At 49.3% G+C, this 19,024-nt stretch carries 15 protein-coding genes; 6 read left to right on the top strand and 9 right to left on the bottom strand.

Translation table 11 applies throughout. From position 1 onward, the window contains the following. Nucleotide 1: 1 nt before the first annotated feature. Together DWB84_RS10675 and DWB84_RS10670 are read left to right on the top strand one after the other, a co-directional pair. A complete protein-coding gene (locus DWB84_RS10675; RefSeq protein WP_187409782.1) occupies nt 2–406 on the top strand; it encodes a hypothetical protein in 405 nt (134 codons plus the stop codon). A gap of 94 nt (nt 407–500) precedes the next feature. Beyond that, the gene (locus tag DWB84_RS10670; RefSeq protein WP_187409781.1) at nt 501–914 is read left to right on the top strand and encodes a toxin-antitoxin system YwqK family antitoxin; all 414 of its coding nucleotides are present in this window, start codon (nt 501–503) and stop codon (nt 912–914) included. On the opposite strand, the gene nfi is transcribed toward DWB84_RS10670, so the two are convergent. The 3 genes from nfi to DWB84_RS10655 all read right to left on the bottom strand — a co-directional run bounded on the left by nfi (nt 911) and on the right by DWB84_RS10655 (nt 4,154). Then, nucleotides 911–1,594, bottom strand: a complete 684-nt coding sequence (gene nfi / locus DWB84_RS10665) for a deoxyribonuclease V (RefSeq protein WP_187409780.1) — start codon at nt 1,592–1,594, stop codon at nt 911–913. The genes DWB84_RS10670 and nfi overlap by 4 nt on opposite strands. Before the next feature lie 357 nt (nt 1,595–1,951). Continuing rightward, nucleotides 1,952–2,416 (bottom strand): hypothetical protein, encoded by a 465-nt coding sequence (locus DWB84_RS10660; RefSeq protein WP_187409779.1) that lies wholly within the window; start codon nt 2,414–2,416, stop codon nt 1,952–1,954. Between the two features lie 823 nt (nt 2,417–3,239). Then, entirely contained in the window at nt 3,240–4,154 is a 915-nt protein-coding gene (locus tag DWB84_RS10655) for a LysR family transcriptional regulator (RefSeq protein WP_187409778.1), read from the bottom strand. A 110-nt stretch (nt 4,155–4,264) separates the two neighbouring features. On the opposite strand from DWB84_RS10655, the gene DWB84_RS10650 reads away from it, so the two are divergent. Continuing rightward, a complete protein-coding gene (locus DWB84_RS10650; protein WP_187409777.1) occupies nt 4,265–4,864 on the top strand; it encodes an FMN-dependent NADH-azoreductase in 600 nt (199 codons plus the stop codon). Between the two features lie 155 nt (nt 4,865–5,019). Beyond that, the gene (locus DWB84_RS10645; protein WP_370589710.1) at nt 5,020–5,862 is read left to right on the top strand and encodes a pirin family protein; all 843 of its coding nucleotides are present in this window, start codon (nt 5,020–5,022) and stop codon (nt 5,860–5,862) included. Between the two features lie 77 nt (nt 5,863–5,939). Here the strand turns inward: DWB84_RS10645 and lpxC are convergent, their stop codons facing one another. Beyond that, the gene (gene lpxC / locus DWB84_RS10640; RefSeq protein WP_222868133.1) at nt 5,940–6,893 is read right to left on the bottom strand and encodes a UDP-3-O-acyl-N-acetylglucosamine deacetylase; all 954 of its coding nucleotides are present in this window, start codon (nt 6,891–6,893) and stop codon (nt 5,940–5,942) included. 230 nt (nt 6,894–7,123) lie between these two features. Next, entirely contained in the window at nt 7,124–7,522 is a 399-nt protein-coding gene (locus tag DWB84_RS10635; RefSeq protein ID WP_187409774.1) for an FHA domain-containing protein, read from the bottom strand. Between the two features lie 274 nt (nt 7,523–7,796). Here DWB84_RS10635 and DWB84_RS10630 point away from each other — a divergent pair, with 274 nt between their 5' ends. Further along, a complete protein-coding gene (locus tag DWB84_RS10630; RefSeq protein WP_187409773.1) occupies nt 7,797–8,330 on the top strand; it encodes a hypothetical protein in 534 nt (177 codons plus the stop codon). Between the two features lie 609 nt (nt 8,331–8,939). After that, entirely contained in the window at nt 8,940–13,772 is a 4,833-nt protein-coding gene (locus DWB84_RS10625; protein ID WP_187409772.1) for a two-component regulator propeller domain-containing protein, read from the top strand. Between the two features lie 43 nt (nt 13,773–13,815). Here DWB84_RS10625 and DWB84_RS10620 read toward each other — a convergent pair whose 3' ends face one another. The 4 genes from DWB84_RS10620 to DWB84_RS10605 form a co-directional block, all read right to left on the bottom strand. After that, complete coding sequence (locus DWB84_RS10620; RefSeq protein WP_187409771.1) at nt 13,816–14,142, bottom strand: hypothetical protein; 327 nt, start codon at nt 14,140–14,142, stop codon at nt 13,816–13,818. Nucleotides 14,143–14,231: 89 nt separating this feature from the next. Then, complete coding sequence (locus DWB84_RS10615) at nt 14,232–16,715, bottom strand: EAL domain-containing protein (RefSeq protein WP_222868132.1); 2,484 nt, start codon at nt 16,713–16,715, stop codon at nt 14,232–14,234. Nucleotides 16,716–16,746: 31 nt separating this feature from the next. Further along, nucleotides 16,747–17,187, bottom strand: a complete 441-nt coding sequence (locus DWB84_RS10610) for a response regulator (protein ID WP_187409770.1) — start codon at nt 17,185–17,187, stop codon at nt 16,747–16,749. A gap of 80 nt (nt 17,188–17,267) precedes the next feature. Next, nucleotides 17,268–18,824, bottom strand: coding sequence for a PAS domain S-box protein (locus DWB84_RS10605; protein ID WP_187409769.1), 1,557 nt, complete (start codon nt 18,822–18,824; stop codon nt 17,268–17,270). Nucleotides 18,825–19,024: the final 200 nt, after the last annotated feature.

Raw genomic sequence — 19,024 nt, 5'->3', positions numbered from 1 at the left:
TATGTCAAATTCAAGTACTGTGATCTCGAAGATATGGGGTGTATTCCCTTGGCACCCCGAGCATGGTCTTCACCATATCTTTGATGAGGATGTGTCTTTAGCCAACCGGTATTTGCCGACTTCTTGTGTATTTAAATGTGTTGGCAGGTGCGGTGATTACCTTAAATTAAACTATAAGACGTTGCATATACGCGTTAAACCGGATTTGTTCCAAGAAGTTTCCGGGCCAATCACGGACATTGGAGGAAGGGTTAAAGTGCTGACGGGATCAGCAAAAGGTAAAGAGGCAGTGATTGAAAATCTAGCTTGGCATTTCAATAAGAAGGAAATTATCTACTCCTTAAAAATTGATGGAAAGTTGAGTTCTCGTCAATATTTTGCGAGTGATATCGAGTTGCTAAATTAGTAAATGCAGAATTTGAGGAATCTAAAAATTCTGTGAGCCATTAAGCGTGGTCCATATGCTCGCTTCATATGATTTATATCCTAGCGAGGCGGTTATGCACGATATAAAGACGATGCGCGAAGAATACTGCTTAGTCTATGAGGATGACACACTAGTTTTGAATGGCAAACCATTCACTGGTGTTGGATATGCTGAATTTCCAAATGGGAAACTTAGAAGGGAAGTTACTTACGTTGACGGATTCCCTCTCGGCCTGTGTCGTGAATGGTATGAAAATGGGCAATTAAAAAAAGAGTGGGTTGCTGAGCGAGGCGTGGCCCCGTCCAAAACCACTGAGTGGTACGAAGACGGCAAAATAAAATCAGTGTGTATTCGCGAACATGGTATAGAGCTTAAGTTTCAAGAATGGTCTAGCGATGGGGTTCTAATTGTAGAAAGAGCTATAGAGGAGGGGTCTCCTATGCACCGCGTTTTAATAAGAATGAGAACGTTAAAAAAAGGAGTTTAAAAGCTTTCTTTTAACGCGGTTCGTACAGCATGATCAGCTTGCCGAATTGTTTCAGGTAGGCGATATTTTGGTGAGAGTTGCAACGTCCATTCACACGCAGACATTAATGAAATGCGATGTCCTATCGAAACAAAAATTGGTTTGATTCCGGACTGAGTTCTCAATGCGCTCCCAATCACCTCTCCAGTTGTAGTGTCAACTAGAGGTGCTCTCGCACCTCTAGGAATATCGGGTTGAGGATATTCCCCTATTAATCGACTTTTACTACATCCGATAGTCGGCACATCAAACAATACTCCTAGGTGGCAAGCTAAGCCGAATCGACGAGGATGCGCGTAACCTTGTCCGTCGCAGAAAATTAAGTCAGGTGTATGACATAACTTCTCCAGTGCGTTTATAAGAGGAGGAAGTTCTCTGAACGAAAATAAGCCTGGAATGTAAGGGTACTGGGCATGAGCTTTGGCTGTCGCCGTTTCGATAGGCTCCAGCGTGCTAGCTTCCAATATGACTACTGCGGCCATTAATTGCTCGCTGCCGGAGGAATAGGCTACATCAACACCAGCGATAAGTTTTATTTCATCAAACTGATCTTCTTTTATTACTTTGGCCGCTAGTTCTTGTTGTAGCTTTTGAGCTTCTAACTCAGTTAGGGCCCACGGATGATTGATTTTAGGTTTCATTTTTGATGATCAGGTGATTTTGATGCGAAGTATTACGTGATGTTAACTCCCCATTTGAGGTGAGTTCAAATCTTAATAAGAGCTTTTGGTGAACCTTATGCCGTTAGAGCTGCGCAGCACTTATCCCAGTACAAAATTTTTATCTTCTTCGCTGGTGTTAAGCGCAGAAATGGTGCGGAAAGTCTTAAACTTGTGCTAATCAACTTGTACTGCTTGTATGGTGTGCTGAATCTGTAAAGGCTTCTGAGAAGCAGAAGAACGCGAGGAATATATATAGAGCCCGCTTGAGCTGAAAGGTGGGGTAGATATTGAAAAGGCAACCGAGCCACCCCGGTTGCCTTTTTCATTTCTAAAAACTTACTTCTTCTTTTTAGCCTTGGCTTTCTTGGCAGCTGCTTTAGCTTTGGCAGCGGCTTTCTTCTCAGCGGCTTTGATTTTCTTGGCATCAGCGGCAGAGCGCTTTTTCTGCCATGCAGCTGTGAACTTCTCTACTGCTTTGGCCAGGTCTTTCTCAGACTTGGCTGCCAGTGATTCTTTGAGCTTAGCTACTACATCAACAGCTACTACTGATTTTTCAACTTTAGCAGGAGCTTTGGCTGGTCTGCCAGCTTTTGCTTTAGCTGGACGGCCTGGCTTTCCAGCTTTTGCTTTAGCTGGACGGCCTGGCTTTCCAGATTTTACTGCAGCAGGTTTAGCAGCAGCGGCGGGTTTGGCTTTAGCGGGGCGACCACGCTTTTTCGCAGTTGTCGCTGGCGCTGCAGCGGCAGTAGAAGCTTTGGCGGGACGACCGCGTTTTTTTGCGGGAGCTTTAGCAGTTGCCATTAGTGATTCCTCTTTATGGATCGGTAAGTCTCTGTTGGTTATCAGTCAATGCATCCAGAAGCGGTTGCATCACTTATTGCCTAGTGCCTACGCTCGGTCTGTAAATCTGTTTTACCGACCCTGCTTCCCGATTGAGACAACTTTCGTCGCTCTATTTCGAGAGGCTGGCAAACAAAGTGAGACAGCTTCCCTTCGTGCGTTCTTTATTTAAGCCTTTTCAACAACTCAAATGACCGGACCGCTGGTGCATTTGGGCGTGAATAGTATTTTAAACAAAAAACATTTGCACCTGTTTTTTTTATAATAGTGCGTGACATTTATTTCTTGCAAGCTCACGAAGCAAAAAAATGAAGTTTTTTTGTACTTCGAGGGGTAATTTTTATGTGTAAACGCCGGTTTAACCTTTTTTGAGACGTCCGGAGATGTGATTTAGCTCAAATGAGTGGACGTTTTTACCTCTCGGCGGAGGTTTAATTTGTTGCAGCCCGCCTTCAATTTGCGGAATTGATCCTCTCATGCAGCCCTTCCTCCTTTAAAAACCTATTTGGATGACAGACCGAGCGATAAAACCAGTGTGTGCTTTCCAACAAGGTAAGTTGCGGTTCAGTCGCTTGGGGGTTACGAGTTTCAACTTGCTGAAAAGTGTTTTGAGCCAATAAAAGAATGTCTCAGTGCACAACAATGGAACTTTTTGAGAATTAGAGCGCGCGTTCGAATCCAGAATAGGTTCGTGTTTTTGGTTCTTTTGGATCAAATCCGCCTTTATGGTGCAGCTCTGCCTTATTTATAAGATGAAGATTGCCTTTCACCGGCTTTGACGGTGTCATGGACCGGGTTTTACATCGCGTGCAAATTGTTTGAGCAGGATTTTAGCGAGAGCTTTGGTTGCTGGACCGGCGTGAGAAGCGTTGGTGGTTACTAGAGATAAGGGTACATTTCGCTGGGCGCCGATTTCCAAAGGCAAAAGAATTAATGTCCCTTCTGCAAGATCTTGCGCAACACGGTGTTCGGGTACAAAGGCAAATCCAAGCCCGGATCTTAAAATATCGACGCTGGTGGCAAAATGACTAACCGTCCAGCGCTGTTCGGCGCCCAGCCATCCTGCATCTTGTTCACGTCGAATACCGCTATCGCGTACAACGATCTGCCGGTGGGTTTTCAATTGCGCTTCGCTGATGCTTTTTAATTTTGCTAGCGGATGGGATTTGTGAGCAACCGCGACCATCCGAATGTTTGTTAAAGGATCGGCCAAAAATCCTGGGGGTACTCGCGGGGCGATGGCGAGATCGCACTCGCGAGATAGGATTGCCTCGTCGGTTCCTGAGAGTGATGTTTCCAAAACCTTAACCCGCGTAAGTGGGCTTAGTAGAGAAAATTCCTGCAGTGCGCAGAGCACGTTCGGCATTGGCGTGACCGCATCGGCCACAAGTGTAATTGTGCTTTCCCAACCGCTCGCGAGATATTGCGCCGCCAGTTCAGTTGCGCACGCCTGATCCAATAGACCTGCCGCATATCGATACAAAGCGTTTCCTGCGGAGGTTAATACTGCTTTTCGTCCGTCCAATTCCAGAACCGGCGCAGGAAGTAATTCATTCAGTCGGGCGATGGCATAGCTGATGCTCGACTGGCTTTTATTAAGCACCTCTGCTGCGCGCGCAAAGGAACCTTCATCTACCACGGCTTTAAACGCGGCCCACTGCTCCAGGGTGATCTTGGGAATCGGAGTGTTCTTATGCATGGTCAGAACCTATCGAATTTGTCGTTCAATAAGAGCAAGTTTTTGAATCCATTCATCGATAGTACACCAATACACTGCTCCCCATAGACAAGCTGAACGGGAGAACTCAAATGACCAAGATATTGCAATTAGAGACCAGTGTATTTGGTGAAAACGGTGCGTCCAGCAGGCTCAGTCGCACGCTGATAGAAAAGTTAGCGCAGATTTACGGGGACGTCGAAATTATCCGGCGCGCCCTGGCGAGTGAACCGCTACCGCATTTTTCTGCCGAGGTGATTACCGCGCTTAATACTCCGGCGGAGCAGCGTAGTGAAGAGCAAGCGCGCCTGACTCAGTTGGCGGATGATCTTATTGCCGAGCTGTTTGCGGCGGATATTTTGGTGGTTGCGGCACCTATGTATAACTTTGGTATCCCATCAACTCTAAAAGCCTGGGTTGATTATGTCGCTCGTGCCGGTGTGACATTCCGCTATACAGAAAATGGCGCTGAGGGGTTGGTGACAGGGAAAACACTTTATTTGGTAACCACTCGAGGCGGCATTCACAAAGGATTAAAAACGGATGGTGCAGTGCCTTTCCTGCAGACCTATTTTGAGTTCCTGGGTTTTACGGATATTCGGACACTGTATGCGGAGGGATTAAATATGTCGGGCAGGGAAGAGCAATTTGCTATCGCGCTGGCGGATATTGAGCGGTTGATTGCTGCTTAACAGATGGCTTGCTTCTTAACAGATGGATTGCATAAACAAAGGATTGATAGCGAAACGAAATAGATTGATAGTGCAATTTTTATAGATGGTGAATTGAAAGCCGATAGCACAACGTCCTGTTTAGACGTTGATTAACCTTGGAGGTCAAAATGAACATACGCAAACCTGTGGAAATGATCAGAGGCAGACCCGCTTCGGATGGTGCAGGGGTAAAACTCTTGCGCGTTTTTGGCGGACCTCAGCCTGAGCGTTTCGATCCGTTCTTAATGCTCGATGAATTTGGCTCCCAAGAGGCTAGCGACTATATCGGCGGATTTCCTCCTCACCCTCACCGAGGTTTCGAGACCATCACCTATATGTTGCGCGGTAAGATGGAACACCGGGACCATTTGGGTAATGTCGGCTTATTAAATGATGGCGACGTGCAATGGATGACGGCTGGTCGAGGCATTATTCACTCCGAGATGCCGCGGCAAACCGAAGGCATGATGCGCGGATTTCAAGTTTGGCTGAATCTTCCAGCGGAAAACAAAATGACGCCTGCGCATTATGAAGACGTGCCCGGAGAGAAATTGCCCCGTTTTCAAATTGGCAACAGCGAGATTGTTGCTCTGGCCGGAAGCGCGGAAGTCGCCGGCGTTAACGTAAAAGGCTATTTCGAGCGCCCGAAGACTTTGCCGATCTACTGGGATATACATCTGGCTGCAGGTGAGAAGTTGCAAATCGCAGTTCCGGATCAGTACGTGGTGATGTTGTATGCCTATGAAGGAAGCGTGAAGGTCGCGGAAACCACATTGCAGCCGCAACACTTGTTGCGTTTAAGTCTCGATGGTGTTGTGGAAGTGAAAAATGACGGTGCTGACGAAGTGCGCGTGTTGTTGCTCGCTGGCAAGCCTCTGCGTGAGCCTATTGCGCAATACGGGCCATTTGTCATGAACACACCGGCGGAGATCGAGCAGGCGATTGTGGATTATCGCAATGGGGTTTTCGGTCAATAGAAGTCGGTTGCGAAAATCGCGAGCAATAAAAAAGGCGGGGAGACCCGCCTTTTTCGTGTGCGTCGATTCGGAATTTATCAGGCGCTTTTAGAAATGCGCGCTTCCTGTTCTTGCATAAAGTCGACCCAGATATCGTGAGCCTGGCGCAAAGGCATCATCTCCCAGCAGTTGGAGGCGAACAATTCGCGCAGCAACTGGTTGTTGAGGCGGTGACCGGAGCGATGGCCTTTAAATTGGCCGATCACGTAATGGCCCGCCAAAGCCAAGTCGCCGACGGCGTCGAGGAATTTGTGACGGACGAACTCGTCGGCGTAACGCAAACCTTCGCGATTCACAACGCGGTCGTTGGCAATCAGGATGGCGTTGTCGAGCGAGCTGCCGCGGGCCAATCCGCGGCGTTTCAATTCCATCAAATGTTCCTCAAAACCGAAGGTGCGCGCGCCGGCCACTTCCTCGCAGAATAATTGCGAGGTGAAAGGCAGTGACAGGCGCTGACGGCCGATCAAGCGCTGTGAAAAGTCGATGGACATGTCGAGCCATGGCACAGCTGACGGCAAATATGACGCGCTGGCTTTGTTTTCAGTGACGCCTACGGGGCGGTTTATGACGATGACTTGGCGTTCGGCTCGTTGTTGCACAACGCCAGCCTTGTGAATCAATTCGATAAAAGGAGCAGAGCTGCCGTCCATGATCGGCACTTCTGGCGCATCGAGAATCACGCGCGCGTTATCGATACCTGACGCATTGAGCGCTGCCATCAAGTGTTCGATAGTGCTGACGCGAATGCCGTTGGCATTGCTGATGGTTGTAGACAGCTCGGTATCGCTGACCTTGTCCCAACGTGCTAACACAACGTTATCGGTATGGGTTACATCGCGGCGGACAAACTCAATCCCGGTGTTTTCTTCCGCAGGTATGACGGACATAACAACGCGCAGACCGGTATGGAGGCCGCGACCCATGCAGACGAATGAATCCGCCAGCGTTTGTTGCTTGAAGGACAAGTCGGTATTGGCAAAGAAGTCGCTCACATCAAATCTCTCGGTAGTTGCGGCGATCTGCCGCGGTAATGCCCCGAGGGGTAGGGGCATTTTTTCTGAGTATGTGGATAGTTTTAGACCAGAGCGGCTTAACGTGAGCTGAATGGTGGAAATTTGTTTGCAAATGTGATGAAGCGCGGCTTCTGAGTGGGGGGAGGCCTTTGTGCTGAGCTTTGGGGGATAGGCTCAGCGCTCGTCTCGCCTTTCAGTGCTTAATACGTTTATTCAGTAACGACTTTGTAAAGCAGAAGTTCCGGGTCATCCATATCGATCAGATGTCCCAGCTTGATTGCCCCTTTGCCAACTAGTGGATAGTACTCATTATGGATAAAGACACTATCGGCGCGGCCTGGGCGCACAAAGGTGCCGTTGGTACTGGTGTCGAGCAGGCCGATCTGGTGGTCGCGCATCTGCAATACACAGTGGCGGCGGGAAATGGTGTCGCCGCTGATGGCGAGGTCACAGTTCTCTTCGTCCCGCCCTATATAAAAAGGAAGGTCTTCTCTTTTTATGACGAACAGCTTGCCGCGGTAAAAAAGTTCAATACGAACAAATTGAGCTATGACTACTTTGGCGGAATCAGTATTTAAACGGGTGGCGTAAGTTTCGTCGTTAGTCATGAGGTTCTCGATTGCATCTGCAGAGGCACAAAACCGGGCGCAATTTTGCCACGGCGCCTGCAGCAAAGGTAGCGTTTGATTCTGTTGCAGATCAAATACAGGTTAGTTATTGCGTGTCGAGGGGCAAAAATGCTTCGTTTTTCTAGGGTAAAACTTTGTGGCTAAGACTTTTTTCCAGGGTGACGATTAGAAACTTTCCAGAGTAATGCTTCAGGAATCGTTCAGAGACGGCGGAGCAACATCTGAATAAAAGCGGTTCATGGGAGATGGTGGAATGAAAACTCTAAAAGCGCTTGTTGTGGCTTTGATCATGATGTCTTTGCTGGCGTGCGACGGTGGTACTACTGAAACCGTATATGTAGACTCTTATCGCGGACCGGAGCTTTACAGTTTCAATATTATTGATTCTTATGGTGTCGATAGCGCAGAGAACCACGTAGACCCTCTGGTGCTCAATCCTGATGTAAATGGCGGTTATTTTGATATCGACTGGGATGTTCGGAGCCGTGGTGATTACTCCGTTTTAATCGGTATCAATGATCGCCCGATCATGAAAGACGCTGTGATCGTAGGATCAGCTTCGTGTGGTCGCGGATTAGCATGCGATCAGCAGACCTGGTATGTATGTCGCTATACCGAAGATTTACGTATTGGATGTGGTTTGGATGAGACTGCAGCGGATTTCAAACTGAAGTATGTGGATTATTTTATTTACGACCTTCCGCAGGATGTATATCTGGTAATTAAAGCGTGTGGTTCGCGCGGTGAAGGTTGTGAAGAAACCTCATTGCCTATTTGGCTGGAATAAAAGCAGGCGAATTATTTATTTTATTCAGAACTTAATTTGGCTTTGGTGAATAATTTTGGGCTGGCAGCAAATAACTGAATTTTTGCATAAGTTTTTTTGCTAGCACTAAAAATAATTAAGTTCTGAATTCCTCTTTAATGATCTTCGGTTGCTTTTGCCTTTTTTATTTTTCTTTTTAGTGCCTCCAAAAACGTCAAACTTCTGACGAATCTTAGTTCAGCATCCGCCCTTATGGCTGTGAATTACAGTTTTTCACAGTTTTTTGCTCCATTTAGTTATTTTCTATGCCAACTGGCACATTAGTCAGCGTGAATTACACTTAGTCATATACCTGTCACTATAACGAATAACGATCTATATATTTCAAAAAGGTAGAAGGAACAATATGGCAAGTGTCGGCGGATTATTGAAACTCAGCGTTCCATACCGGCCAGCCCGCTACCATTCACCGCGTAACATCTGAATTGTTGGTTGCCGATGTTGTTGTCGCAATTCCCATCTTTCAGCAAACGTTGCCGGCTTCTGCGGGCGGTTTTCTGCTGTTTGCTTTTAAGCCTTGTGTGCGGCGTGGGCAGCGCTGTGGCGGGGGGGCTCAGGTTCGAGCACATCATGAGCGAAAGTGGTGTGTCCGTAGCCGAGACCAATGCCATAGAACAAGACCAGCAAGGGTTTATATGGATCGGGGGCAGTAATGGACTCGCCCGCTACAACGGCCATAGTTTTGAGCTTTTTCGCCACAACCCGAAAGACGCCAAGAGTCTCAGCAATAACTTTGTCTGGGACCTGCTGGTGGATCGCCGTGGACGTTTGTGGGTGGCTACCACCAACGGCCTCAACCAGTTCATCCCGGAAACCCAGTCCTTTGAACGCTATGTCAACCGTCTGGACGACCCAGCAAGCCTGATCAGCAATGACGTCTACACCCTGATGGAGGACCGCCATGGTCAGCTGTGGATTGGCACCCGGGATGGCTTGGCCCGGTTGGATGCCGAGCGCAGCCAGTTCCGCCACTTCACCCAGGAGTCTTCGTCTCTCAGTGCTAACAATGTGACGGCACTTTATGAAGATAGCCGCGGCACTATTTGGGTGGGCACGCAGCGCGGACTCAATATCTATGATCCGGCGACACAAACCTTCAGCCTGTTCCGGCCTGATAGCCCCTTGTTCGACGAGAGTTTAAGTATCCGGGGCTTGGTGGAAGACGGTGACACCTTGTGGATCGGCACTGACGAGGGGCTGTTCCGCTACCACACACCCACGGGCGCTATGGCGGCTTATCGCCGTGATCCCAATGATCCTACGAGCCTGAGCGACAACCGTGTATGGAAGCTGCTGCTCGATAACAAGGGCATTCTCTGGGTTGCTACGGATCACGGGGGCTTGAACCAGTTTCAGCGCGATTCCGGTCGTTTCCTGCATTACCGCTACAACCCTTACGACAGTGCCTCCCTGGCGAGCGATCAGGTGCGCGAGATTTTTGAAGACAGCGCCGGGGACTATTGGGTAGCGCTATTCCCATCCGGGGTCGATTACGCCGACCACTCCGCCAGTGTGTTTACGGTCTACAACCACGATCCCAAAGACAGTCGCAGTATCAACCACGACGCTATTCTTTCGATTGCAGAGGGGCCCGCAGGCAAGGTGTGGATTGGCACTGAGGGCGGACTCAATCTGTTTGACCCGGCAAGCGGCAAGTTCCAGCATTTTCGCCATCAGCCCGACAATGACAGCAGTCTCGGCGCCAACGCGGTGCTCGCTGTTACCCAGGACAAAGCCGGTCGTTACTGGTTCGGCACCTGGTCCGGTGGCCTGAACCTGTTCGAGCCCAAAACCAAAACCTTCAAACGTTTTATGCCCGATCCAGCTGCAGACAACAGCGTCAGCAGCGCCTATATCTGGTCGCTGCTGGGCGATAGCAAAGGGCGCCTGTGGATAGGAACAGAGGCGGGGGATCTGGACCGGTATGACCCGGCAACCAACAAATTCACCCATTTCAAACCCGATTTGAACGACCCGCGTGCTCTCAGTGGCGGTTTTATGCGCGCCATTCTGGAGGACCGTGAAGGCGTTATCTGGATCGCGACCCTGCAAGGACTCAACCGTTTTAATGAAAGTGACCAGTCATTCACTCGCTATCAGCACCAGCCGGGCAATCCCGCCAGCATCCCCCACAACAGTGTGGCAACCATTTTTGAAGACTCCCGGGGACGCCTTTGGGTCGGCACGGAAAGCGGGTTGGCGTGGCTGCAGGATCGGTCTACAGGGCAATTCAGAACCTATACCACCGAGCAGGGTCTGCCCAACGATTCAGTTATGGGCATCCGTGAAGATCAGGAGGGCTATCTGTGGATCAACACCCTCAACGGTTTGAGCCGGTTTGATCCGCAAAGCGAGCGCTTTACCAACTACAACCGCCTGAATGGTCTGGCGGGCAACATCATGAACCGCCCGGCGATTCATATCACCGAAAGTGGTGAGATGTACGTGGGCAGCACCAAAGGACTCACACGTTTCCGCCCGGCAGAGGTTAAAGACAACACCCTGGTGCCGCCCTTGGTTTTAACCTCGTTCCAAGTGTTCAACCAGGAAGTCGAGATAGGCGGTGCGCTGCTGGAAAAGCATATCCAGTACACCGACCGAATTGTGCTGGATTACAAAAAGTCGATGTTCTCCATCCATTTTGCGGCCTTGAGCTACCGCAATTCCGCCGCGAATGAGTACACCTATCGCCTGCAGGGATTTGACGATCAATGGATCAACGCCGGACGCAATCTCAGCGCCACTTACACCAATCTCAATCCCGGCAATTATGTTTTTACGGTGAAGGGCTCCAATAACAATGGTGTGTGGAACGAAGAAGGGCGCTCCATTCATATCACCGTCCTGCCGCCGCCCTGGCGTACCTGGTGGGCCTACTGCATTTATGTCCTGATTGCGGCGGCAATTGTGTATGCCTTTGTGCAATCCCAGCGTCGCAAAGTGGAGTTTGAGAAACAAAAAGTCGCGCATCTGCGGGCGATCGACAAACTCAAAGACGAATTCCTTGCCAATACATCCCACGAATTGCGCACACCGCTCAACGGCATTATCGGCCTGACGGAGTCTCTAATCGATGATCCTGCGGCGGAGATGTCAGAAAAAGTCCGCAATTACTTGAAGATGATCGCTGGCAGTGGCCGCCGCCTGTCGAACCTGATCAATGACATTCTGGATTTCTCCAAAATCAAAAATCACGGCATTGAATTGCGTTTGGCGCCGACCAACTTCGCCAATGTGTGTGATGCCGTCTGCATCATGTCCAAACCCTTGGCGGATAAAAAGAGTATCCAGCTGATCAATGACTTGCCGGAAGATATGCCGCCGGTGCTCGCCGATGAAGACCGCCTGCAGCAGATTCTCTACAACCTGATCGGCAATGCCATCAAATTCACCTTTACCGGCCACGTGCGCATTCAAGCAGAGTGGGACGAAAAGACTTTAACGGTTTATGTGGAAGATACGGGTATAGGCATACCCGAGTCTGATCTCGGGTCCATTTTTGAATCTTTCACTCAAGCTCGCGGCGACGCGGCGCGTGAGTATGAAGGCACCGGACTTGGCCTAGCGGTGGCGAAAAACCTGATCGAATTGCACGGCGGCACTATTTCTGTGGTGTCGGAACTCGATAAGGGTTCCACCTTCCGTTTCACCTTGAAGATTTCCGACCAGCCGGTTGCGCATCAACAGCGCGAAAGCGCTTCGGCAGTGCGGTTGAATTCCGTGGTGGATGTTTTCTCCGACAACGAAGTTGTGGTCACCGAATCGCCCAATATGGATCACGGCAAGTTTCATATTCTGGTGGTGGATGATGACTCGATTAACCGGCAGGTTTTGATCGGCCAGTTGTCGCTGCATAACTACCGGATATCGGAAGCTTCCAACGGCCAGGAGGCGGTGGAGAAGATCAAATCCGATGATTCGGTGGATCTGGTGCTGTTGGACGTGATGATGCCGCGCATGACGGGTTATGAAGCCGCAATGCAAATTCGCGCGATAAAACCGGTGCACGAACTGCCAATTATTTTCATCACCGCCAAACATTTGGCGTCGGATCTGGTGGCGGGTTTTGTCGCCGGCGGCAACGACTTCCTGATCAAACCGGTTTCCAAAAACGAATTGTTATCGCGCACCAAAACTCATCTGCTTTTGATGGACGTTACGCGCAATCTGGAAAATATCGTCGAAGAGCGAACCAACACTTTGCGCGAAGCGCAAAAATCCCTTGAAACGGTTGATACCATCGTCAGTCTGATCAACCGTCAGAGCAGTTTGGAAGGGCTGGCGCGCATTCTGCTGAAGGAATCGGCGAAATTGTTGAACGATCAGGTCGCCGGCGCATTCTGGTTGTTAAATGAGAATGGCAATGCCTACAACCTGATATCCATTTATGGCGATAACGCGATTTCTCAGGTTTTTCCTACCAGTATTCCAGTTAAATATCTGACAAGGCCGGACGGTACTTTAGGCCTGAAATACGGCGTCCAGATAGTCGATCAGGAGCGAATCGATAAAGTCGTGCAAACGAAAGGTTCATTGGGCAGCGCTTTGGTGATGGCGATCGAAGCGGAAAATCAGTTGGCCGCGCTGCTGGTGTTTGCTCATCCGGTTGGTGGCGGAAGTTTTACCGAGCGCGATCGAGAGTTGTTTTCCCGTCTGGAAGTGCACGCGATTTCCGCTGTGTCGAAAGCGCGCATGTTGGAAGCCTTGCGCCGGCAAAATCAGAAGCTGGAAGAAATCAGCTACACCGATCAGCTCACGCAACTGCACAACCGTCGTCACCTGATCAAATACCTGCAGGGTGATATAGCATTGTGCAAGCGCCGCTACCAGGTTGCCCAGGCACGTCAGGCCTATCCGAAAGATGCCGATCTGCTATTTTTGCTGCTCGATATAGATCACTTTAAACCGGTGAACGACACCTATGGCCATAACGCTGGCGACCTGATTCTGAAAAAATTCGCGTCGATCATGAAAAAGGTGTTCCGCGAATCCGACCACTTGATTCGCTGGGGCGGCGAAGAGTTTTTAATAGTCGTACGTTTCTTTGATCGCGATGCCGTTACCAACCTCGCCGAGCGCTTCCGCCGTGAAGTTGAACAAACCGATTTTGAAATTGGGGGTGACGCCAAGATCAAGGTTACCTGTTCGATTGGTTTTGCCTGTTACCCCTTCTATCCGCAGGCGGTGGATGCTTATTCATGGGAGCAGGTGGTGGAAATTGCTGATGCCTGTCTTTACGCCGCGAAGAAAACCCGCCGCAACGCCTGGGTGGGTGTATGCGGCAATCATGAAAAGGAAATTCGTACCTTCGAAGAAGTTCATGCGGATATCCCAGCTGCGGTTGCCGATGGTTCGCTGACTTTGATGTCGAGCATCGAAGACAAACCTTTGATTTGGGAATAACCCGAACGGAGTGGACGCGCCACTCCGTTTCAGGGCCGGTGTTCTAAATATACAAAGCCACCACCGCAGCGATAATTGCCACCGCACTCAGCGACCAGGACAACATCAACAAGCGGCGCATGCGCGTCATATCCCGTTCCAGTTTTTCCGCCGCCAGCTCAATTCCCTGAATGGTTTGCTGCAGTTTATCGGCGAGCGAATGAATGGATTCCGCATTGCGTGTGGCCGCCGCCTGCAGTTCCTCGATTTGCTGTGCGATCAATGGATCGGCTTTGACATCCTCTTTTTTGGTAAATGCGGGAATGGCCACTGTGGCAATTTGAGCCACATGCGGCAAAAGAGCTTTCAAGATAGGGACTATGGCGGCCATCGATAACACCTAAGCGACAAATAAAATCTAAGTTTGGCTATTGGACAGTAATAATTAAAGGCCTTTCCATAATAAACCACGATTTATGTCTAGTGACGTGTTTGCAACCACTCCGTCATCACGGCCGCAGGCATGGGTTTGCTGACAAAGTATCCCTGAGCTATGCCGCATTGGCTGTCGCGCAGAAAATTTAATTGCGTTTCGGTTTCGACACCTTCCGCCACGATTTCCAGATTCAACTTTTGTGCAAGGGTGATGCTGATTTCGATAATGGCGGAATCACCTTCGTTTTTCTGCAGATCGCGTACGAAGGTCTGGTCGATCTTGAGCAGATTGATGGGAAATTTTTTCAGATAGCTGAGAGATGAATAGCCAGTGCCAAAGTCATCAATTGCACTGCGGACGCCTAATTCGCGTAAGGCATAAAGCATATCGACAGTAGTATCCGGATTCTTCATCAAAATATTTTCGGTAATTTCGAGTTCGAGTTTATCGGGTGGCATATCCTCTTCTTGCAATAATCTATGCACTTTTTCGAGAAATTTTTGATCATTGAATTGCAAGGCGGATACATTCACGGAAATGCGAATATCGCCGAGTCCTTTTTCCCGCAGCTGCCGGTGCTGTATGCAAGCTTGGCGAATAATCCATTCGCCGACCGGCACAATCAGACCGGAATTTTCCAGCAAGCCGACAAATTCCCCAGGGGGAACAATGCCGCGGCTGGCGTGCTGCCAGCGAATCAGCGCTTCCAATCCTATGGCGCGGCCTGTGCGCAGATCGAGTTGTGGTTGATAGAACAAACTGAATTCTTCCAGCTCGATGGCGCGACGCAATTCGGCTTCCAGCGCGAGAATTTCGCGACTGCGCGCATTCATCTCGGGGGCGTAAAAACTATACTGATTGGATCCCGCATTTTTGGCTTTGTACATTGCGGTATCTGCGTGGCGCAAGAGTTCTTCCGGCTGATTGCCGTCGTGCGGATACAGTGAAATTCCGGTGCTAAAAGTCGCGTAAATTTCATTGCCTTCCACAACAATCGGTCGGGAAAATTCGTGTTTTAATTTACTGACAACGGATAAGACATTACTGGTATCGCGCACCTCAGACAGAATAATGGTGAATTCATCGCCGCCGTGTCGCGCAACTGTATCCTGAGGTCGTAAACATTTGCGCAAGCGTGCGGCAATTTGCGCAAGAAAATCATCACCAGCGGCGTGGCCCAGGCTGTCATTGACGCGTTTGAAATTATCCAGATCGATAAACAGAACCGCGACCTGATTTTTATTCCTTTGCGCCTGTTGGAGGGCCGAGCGGACGCGATCGAGCAACAGAAAACGATTGGGCAATTGGGTGAGCGCGTCGTGAGTGGCCCGATGTTGTAATTCGATCTCGAACTGTTTCCGCTCTGAGATATCGCGCGCGATCACTGACAAATATTTCACTCGGCCGGTTGTATTTTTATGTGCCAGAATAACCAGAGAATAGGGGTTATCTATGCCTCGGCAAGGCAAATAGGCTTCGCCGGACCAACTGCCGCGCTCTAAAATTTCTGGCAGTACTTTATTTAGCAGGTGGAGAAATTGTTGTGGCAGATATTCCTCAAGACGACTTCCTCTGATGTCTACATTGTCAGGAATTTCCAGTGTTTTATAGCCAGCTGAATTCAAATACCACAAACGATCAGTTGGCTGCATAATGCAAACAACGTCCGGCGTCGCCTCCAAAATATTGGCCAGGCGTCTGCGACCTTCTTCGGCTAATATTTTTTCTGTGATATCCCGACTGGTAGAAACAAAATGACTGATTTCGCCTTTTTCATCCAAGAGCGGTGATATAACCCTTTCTTCACAAAAAGGATTGCCATTTCTTTTATGAGTGACACAGGTGAGACGCTGGACTTTAAGGGATTGTGAAATCCAGAAAGGTGCTTTGTGCAGATGATTTTTGGTGGGGTGCGGATTCTGATAAAGAAATAACGGCTGCTTACCTTTTAATTCAGTCAGCGTATAGCCGGTGAGTTCTTCGAATGCCGGGTTGACATATTCAACAAAACCATCGCGATCAGTAATGCAAATACCATCTTTGCTTTGCGCTATGGCAACGGACAATTTGCGCAAATTTTCTTCCGATTCGCCGCGCTCACGGCGCAGTTTGGCTTCGTGTAATTCGCGGTCGATGGTGGGCAACAACCGTTTTAAATTGCCCTTCATCACATAATCCTTTGCACCGGCCTTCATGGCCGCGACGGCTGCGTCTTCGCCCATGGTGCCGGAGACGAAAATAAAGGGCAGATCGAGGTTTTGCTCGCGCAATATTCCCAGTGCGCGAGTGCCGCTGAACCCTGGCATGGAGTAATCGGACAGGATAATGTCCCACGGTTTTTGCAAGGCTTCGAGCATCGCTGGCTCGGAATCGACTCTCTGCCATTCCAGCTGATAACCCGAATTTTTCAGGCTGTCGATCAGCAGCAGAGCATCATTTTCATCGTCTTCAAGAATCAGCACCCGCAGAGGAATTGCCTCTTCTGCTGGGTTGTGATGGCCGTTCATGGAATCATTTTTATTATTCATGACGTCGCCCTTCTATTTCCTAAGCCATTTATCAATAATGCGGTGGAGGTTGATTCAACAGCAGCCAATAAAGGCCGAGTTGGCCTGCCGCCTTGAGAAACTCATCAAAATCCACCGGTTTGCGCACATAACTGTTGGCGCCGAGTTTATAGCCGCGAATACGATCTTCATCTTCATTGGATGAAGTGAGAATAACCACAGGCTGAAATTTGGTGCGCTCGTCTGCGCGAATCAAATGCAAAACCTCCAGTCCGTCGATTTTGGGAAGCTTCAGGTCGAGAAGCACCACCGCCGGTTGGTCCGTGACGTCGCGCCCGGAAAACTTTCCTGTGCCGAACATATAATCCAGCGCTTCCACACCATTGCGCGCAACAATCACCGCATTGCCAACGTGATTCGCTTTCAGCGCGTCAAGGGTGAGAAGCTCGTCGTCCGGGTTGTCCTCTACCAATAAAATCGTTTTGCTGTTCATGAGTTTCGCCAGGTTGCCTATTGATTGGTTAAATTAAATATTGGATAGCCAAAACCCGGTACCGATCCCGCTTCGCTCAATTAACTTTTGAGGGTGAAATAAAAAGTCGCGCCCTTGTTCACCTCGCCGGTCGCCCATACGCGGCCGCCGTGTTTATGGATAATGCGCTGTACTGTGGCGAGTCCTATACCGGAGCCGGGAAATTCGCCTATATCATGCAAACGCTGAAAAGCGCCGAATAACTTGCCGGCATATTCCATCTCGAAACCCGCTCCGTTATCCCTTAGGAAATACACAGTTTGGTCATTTTGTCGTTCGCAGCCGAACTCGATAGTGGCATTGGATGTTTTGCCGCTGAATTTCCAGGCATTGTTGAACAAGTTTGTCAAGGCAATGCCCAACAAACGCACGTCACCTTTAACTTGCATGTCGGGCTGAATTTTTACCTCCATTTTGCGCTCTGGGTTCGCTTGGCGTAAATCATTGATGATTCCATTTGCCAGTTCGCTTAAATTAGCAGGAGTCCATGCAATTTCAGTGCGGGAGACCCGCGATAAATTCAAAAGGTCGTCGATTAAGGTCGCCATGCGCTGAGCCGCGCTGCGTATACGTAAGAGACGATCGCGTCCGCGCTCGTCGAGCTGATCTTGATAATCCGTTAACAAGGTGCTTGAGAATCCATCCATGGCGCGCAGCGGTGCACGCAAATCGTGGGATACGGAATAGCTAAAAGATTCCAATTCCTGGTTGATCTGTTCCAGTTGTGTTTTGCGCCGCTCCAAATCTTTATTAAGTGTACCTATGCGTTCACTTTGCTGTTTGCGTTCCGTTATGTCTTCCAGAATGCCGTCGTAGACGGTTTCACCATTGATGGTATTGGCTGCGATCGTGAGAAAACCAAAAAAATCTTCACCGTTTAAGCGGCGGAAGCGAAACTCTAGAGAGTTCAGATGAAACTGCTGTGCCATGCGCGCTGTATAGGTCGACCAATCTTTGTGGTCGAAAAAAAGTGATTCCAGAGAGGACGCCAATAATTGTGAGGCCGATTGCGCCGCGAAAATCGTCACCATCGCCGGGTTCACCTCTTGAAAGTGTGCAAGATCACTGTCGCAGATGCGAAAAACGCCAACTGGCAAATTGGTGACCAGCTCACTCAGGCGAGTCTGCGCATGGAGCTTGGCGAGCTCCATTTCTTTGCGCAGGGTGATATCGCGCACCGACGCCGTTATCCAAAGCTCACCACCAAACATCGAGGGGCTGAGACTCACTTCCATCGGAAACTCGCTGCCGTCACTGCGAATACCAACCAGTTCTGTACCGGATGCCATTATGCGCGTGCTGGGGTTTTGGTTGTAACGATTGCGATGCTCAATATGAGCCTGTCGCAAGTGCTCGGGTACCAGCATTTCCACTTTTTTGCCGACGAATTCATCTTTGCGATAACCAAACCATTTTTCCGCCAAGGCATTGGCAATATGGATGGTGCCTGTACCATCCGTAATAAAAATGGCATCTGGTGCGGCGTTTAGTAGAGCTCGGAGGTGTGCTTCGTTCCAATAATCCTTGTTTTCCTTCTTCGAATGGGCTTTGTCTTTTTCGGCGGATTGCCTTGCTATAAGTAAGACGAGGCCAACCATCGATAGCGCAATCGCGAGAAATAGAAATGCGATGAGATTTTTGTGCGGCAATTCATAGGGTCGAATCAGCCTTGTAAAAATTATTAACAAAACGCAGCAGGTGATTGCTGTAAAAATCACAATTATTCGAGAGATGCGGAAATTTTCAGAAAAAGGATTTCCGTGGTGCATGGAGGTAATCTCGCATAATGGAGGTGATC

It is taken from the genome of Saccharophagus sp. K07 (genome assembly GCF_014336955.1).
Lineage (GTDB): Bacteria > Pseudomonadota > Gammaproteobacteria > Pseudomonadales > Cellvibrionaceae > UBA5868.
This window is presented reverse-complemented; position numbering and strand designations above follow the sequence as displayed.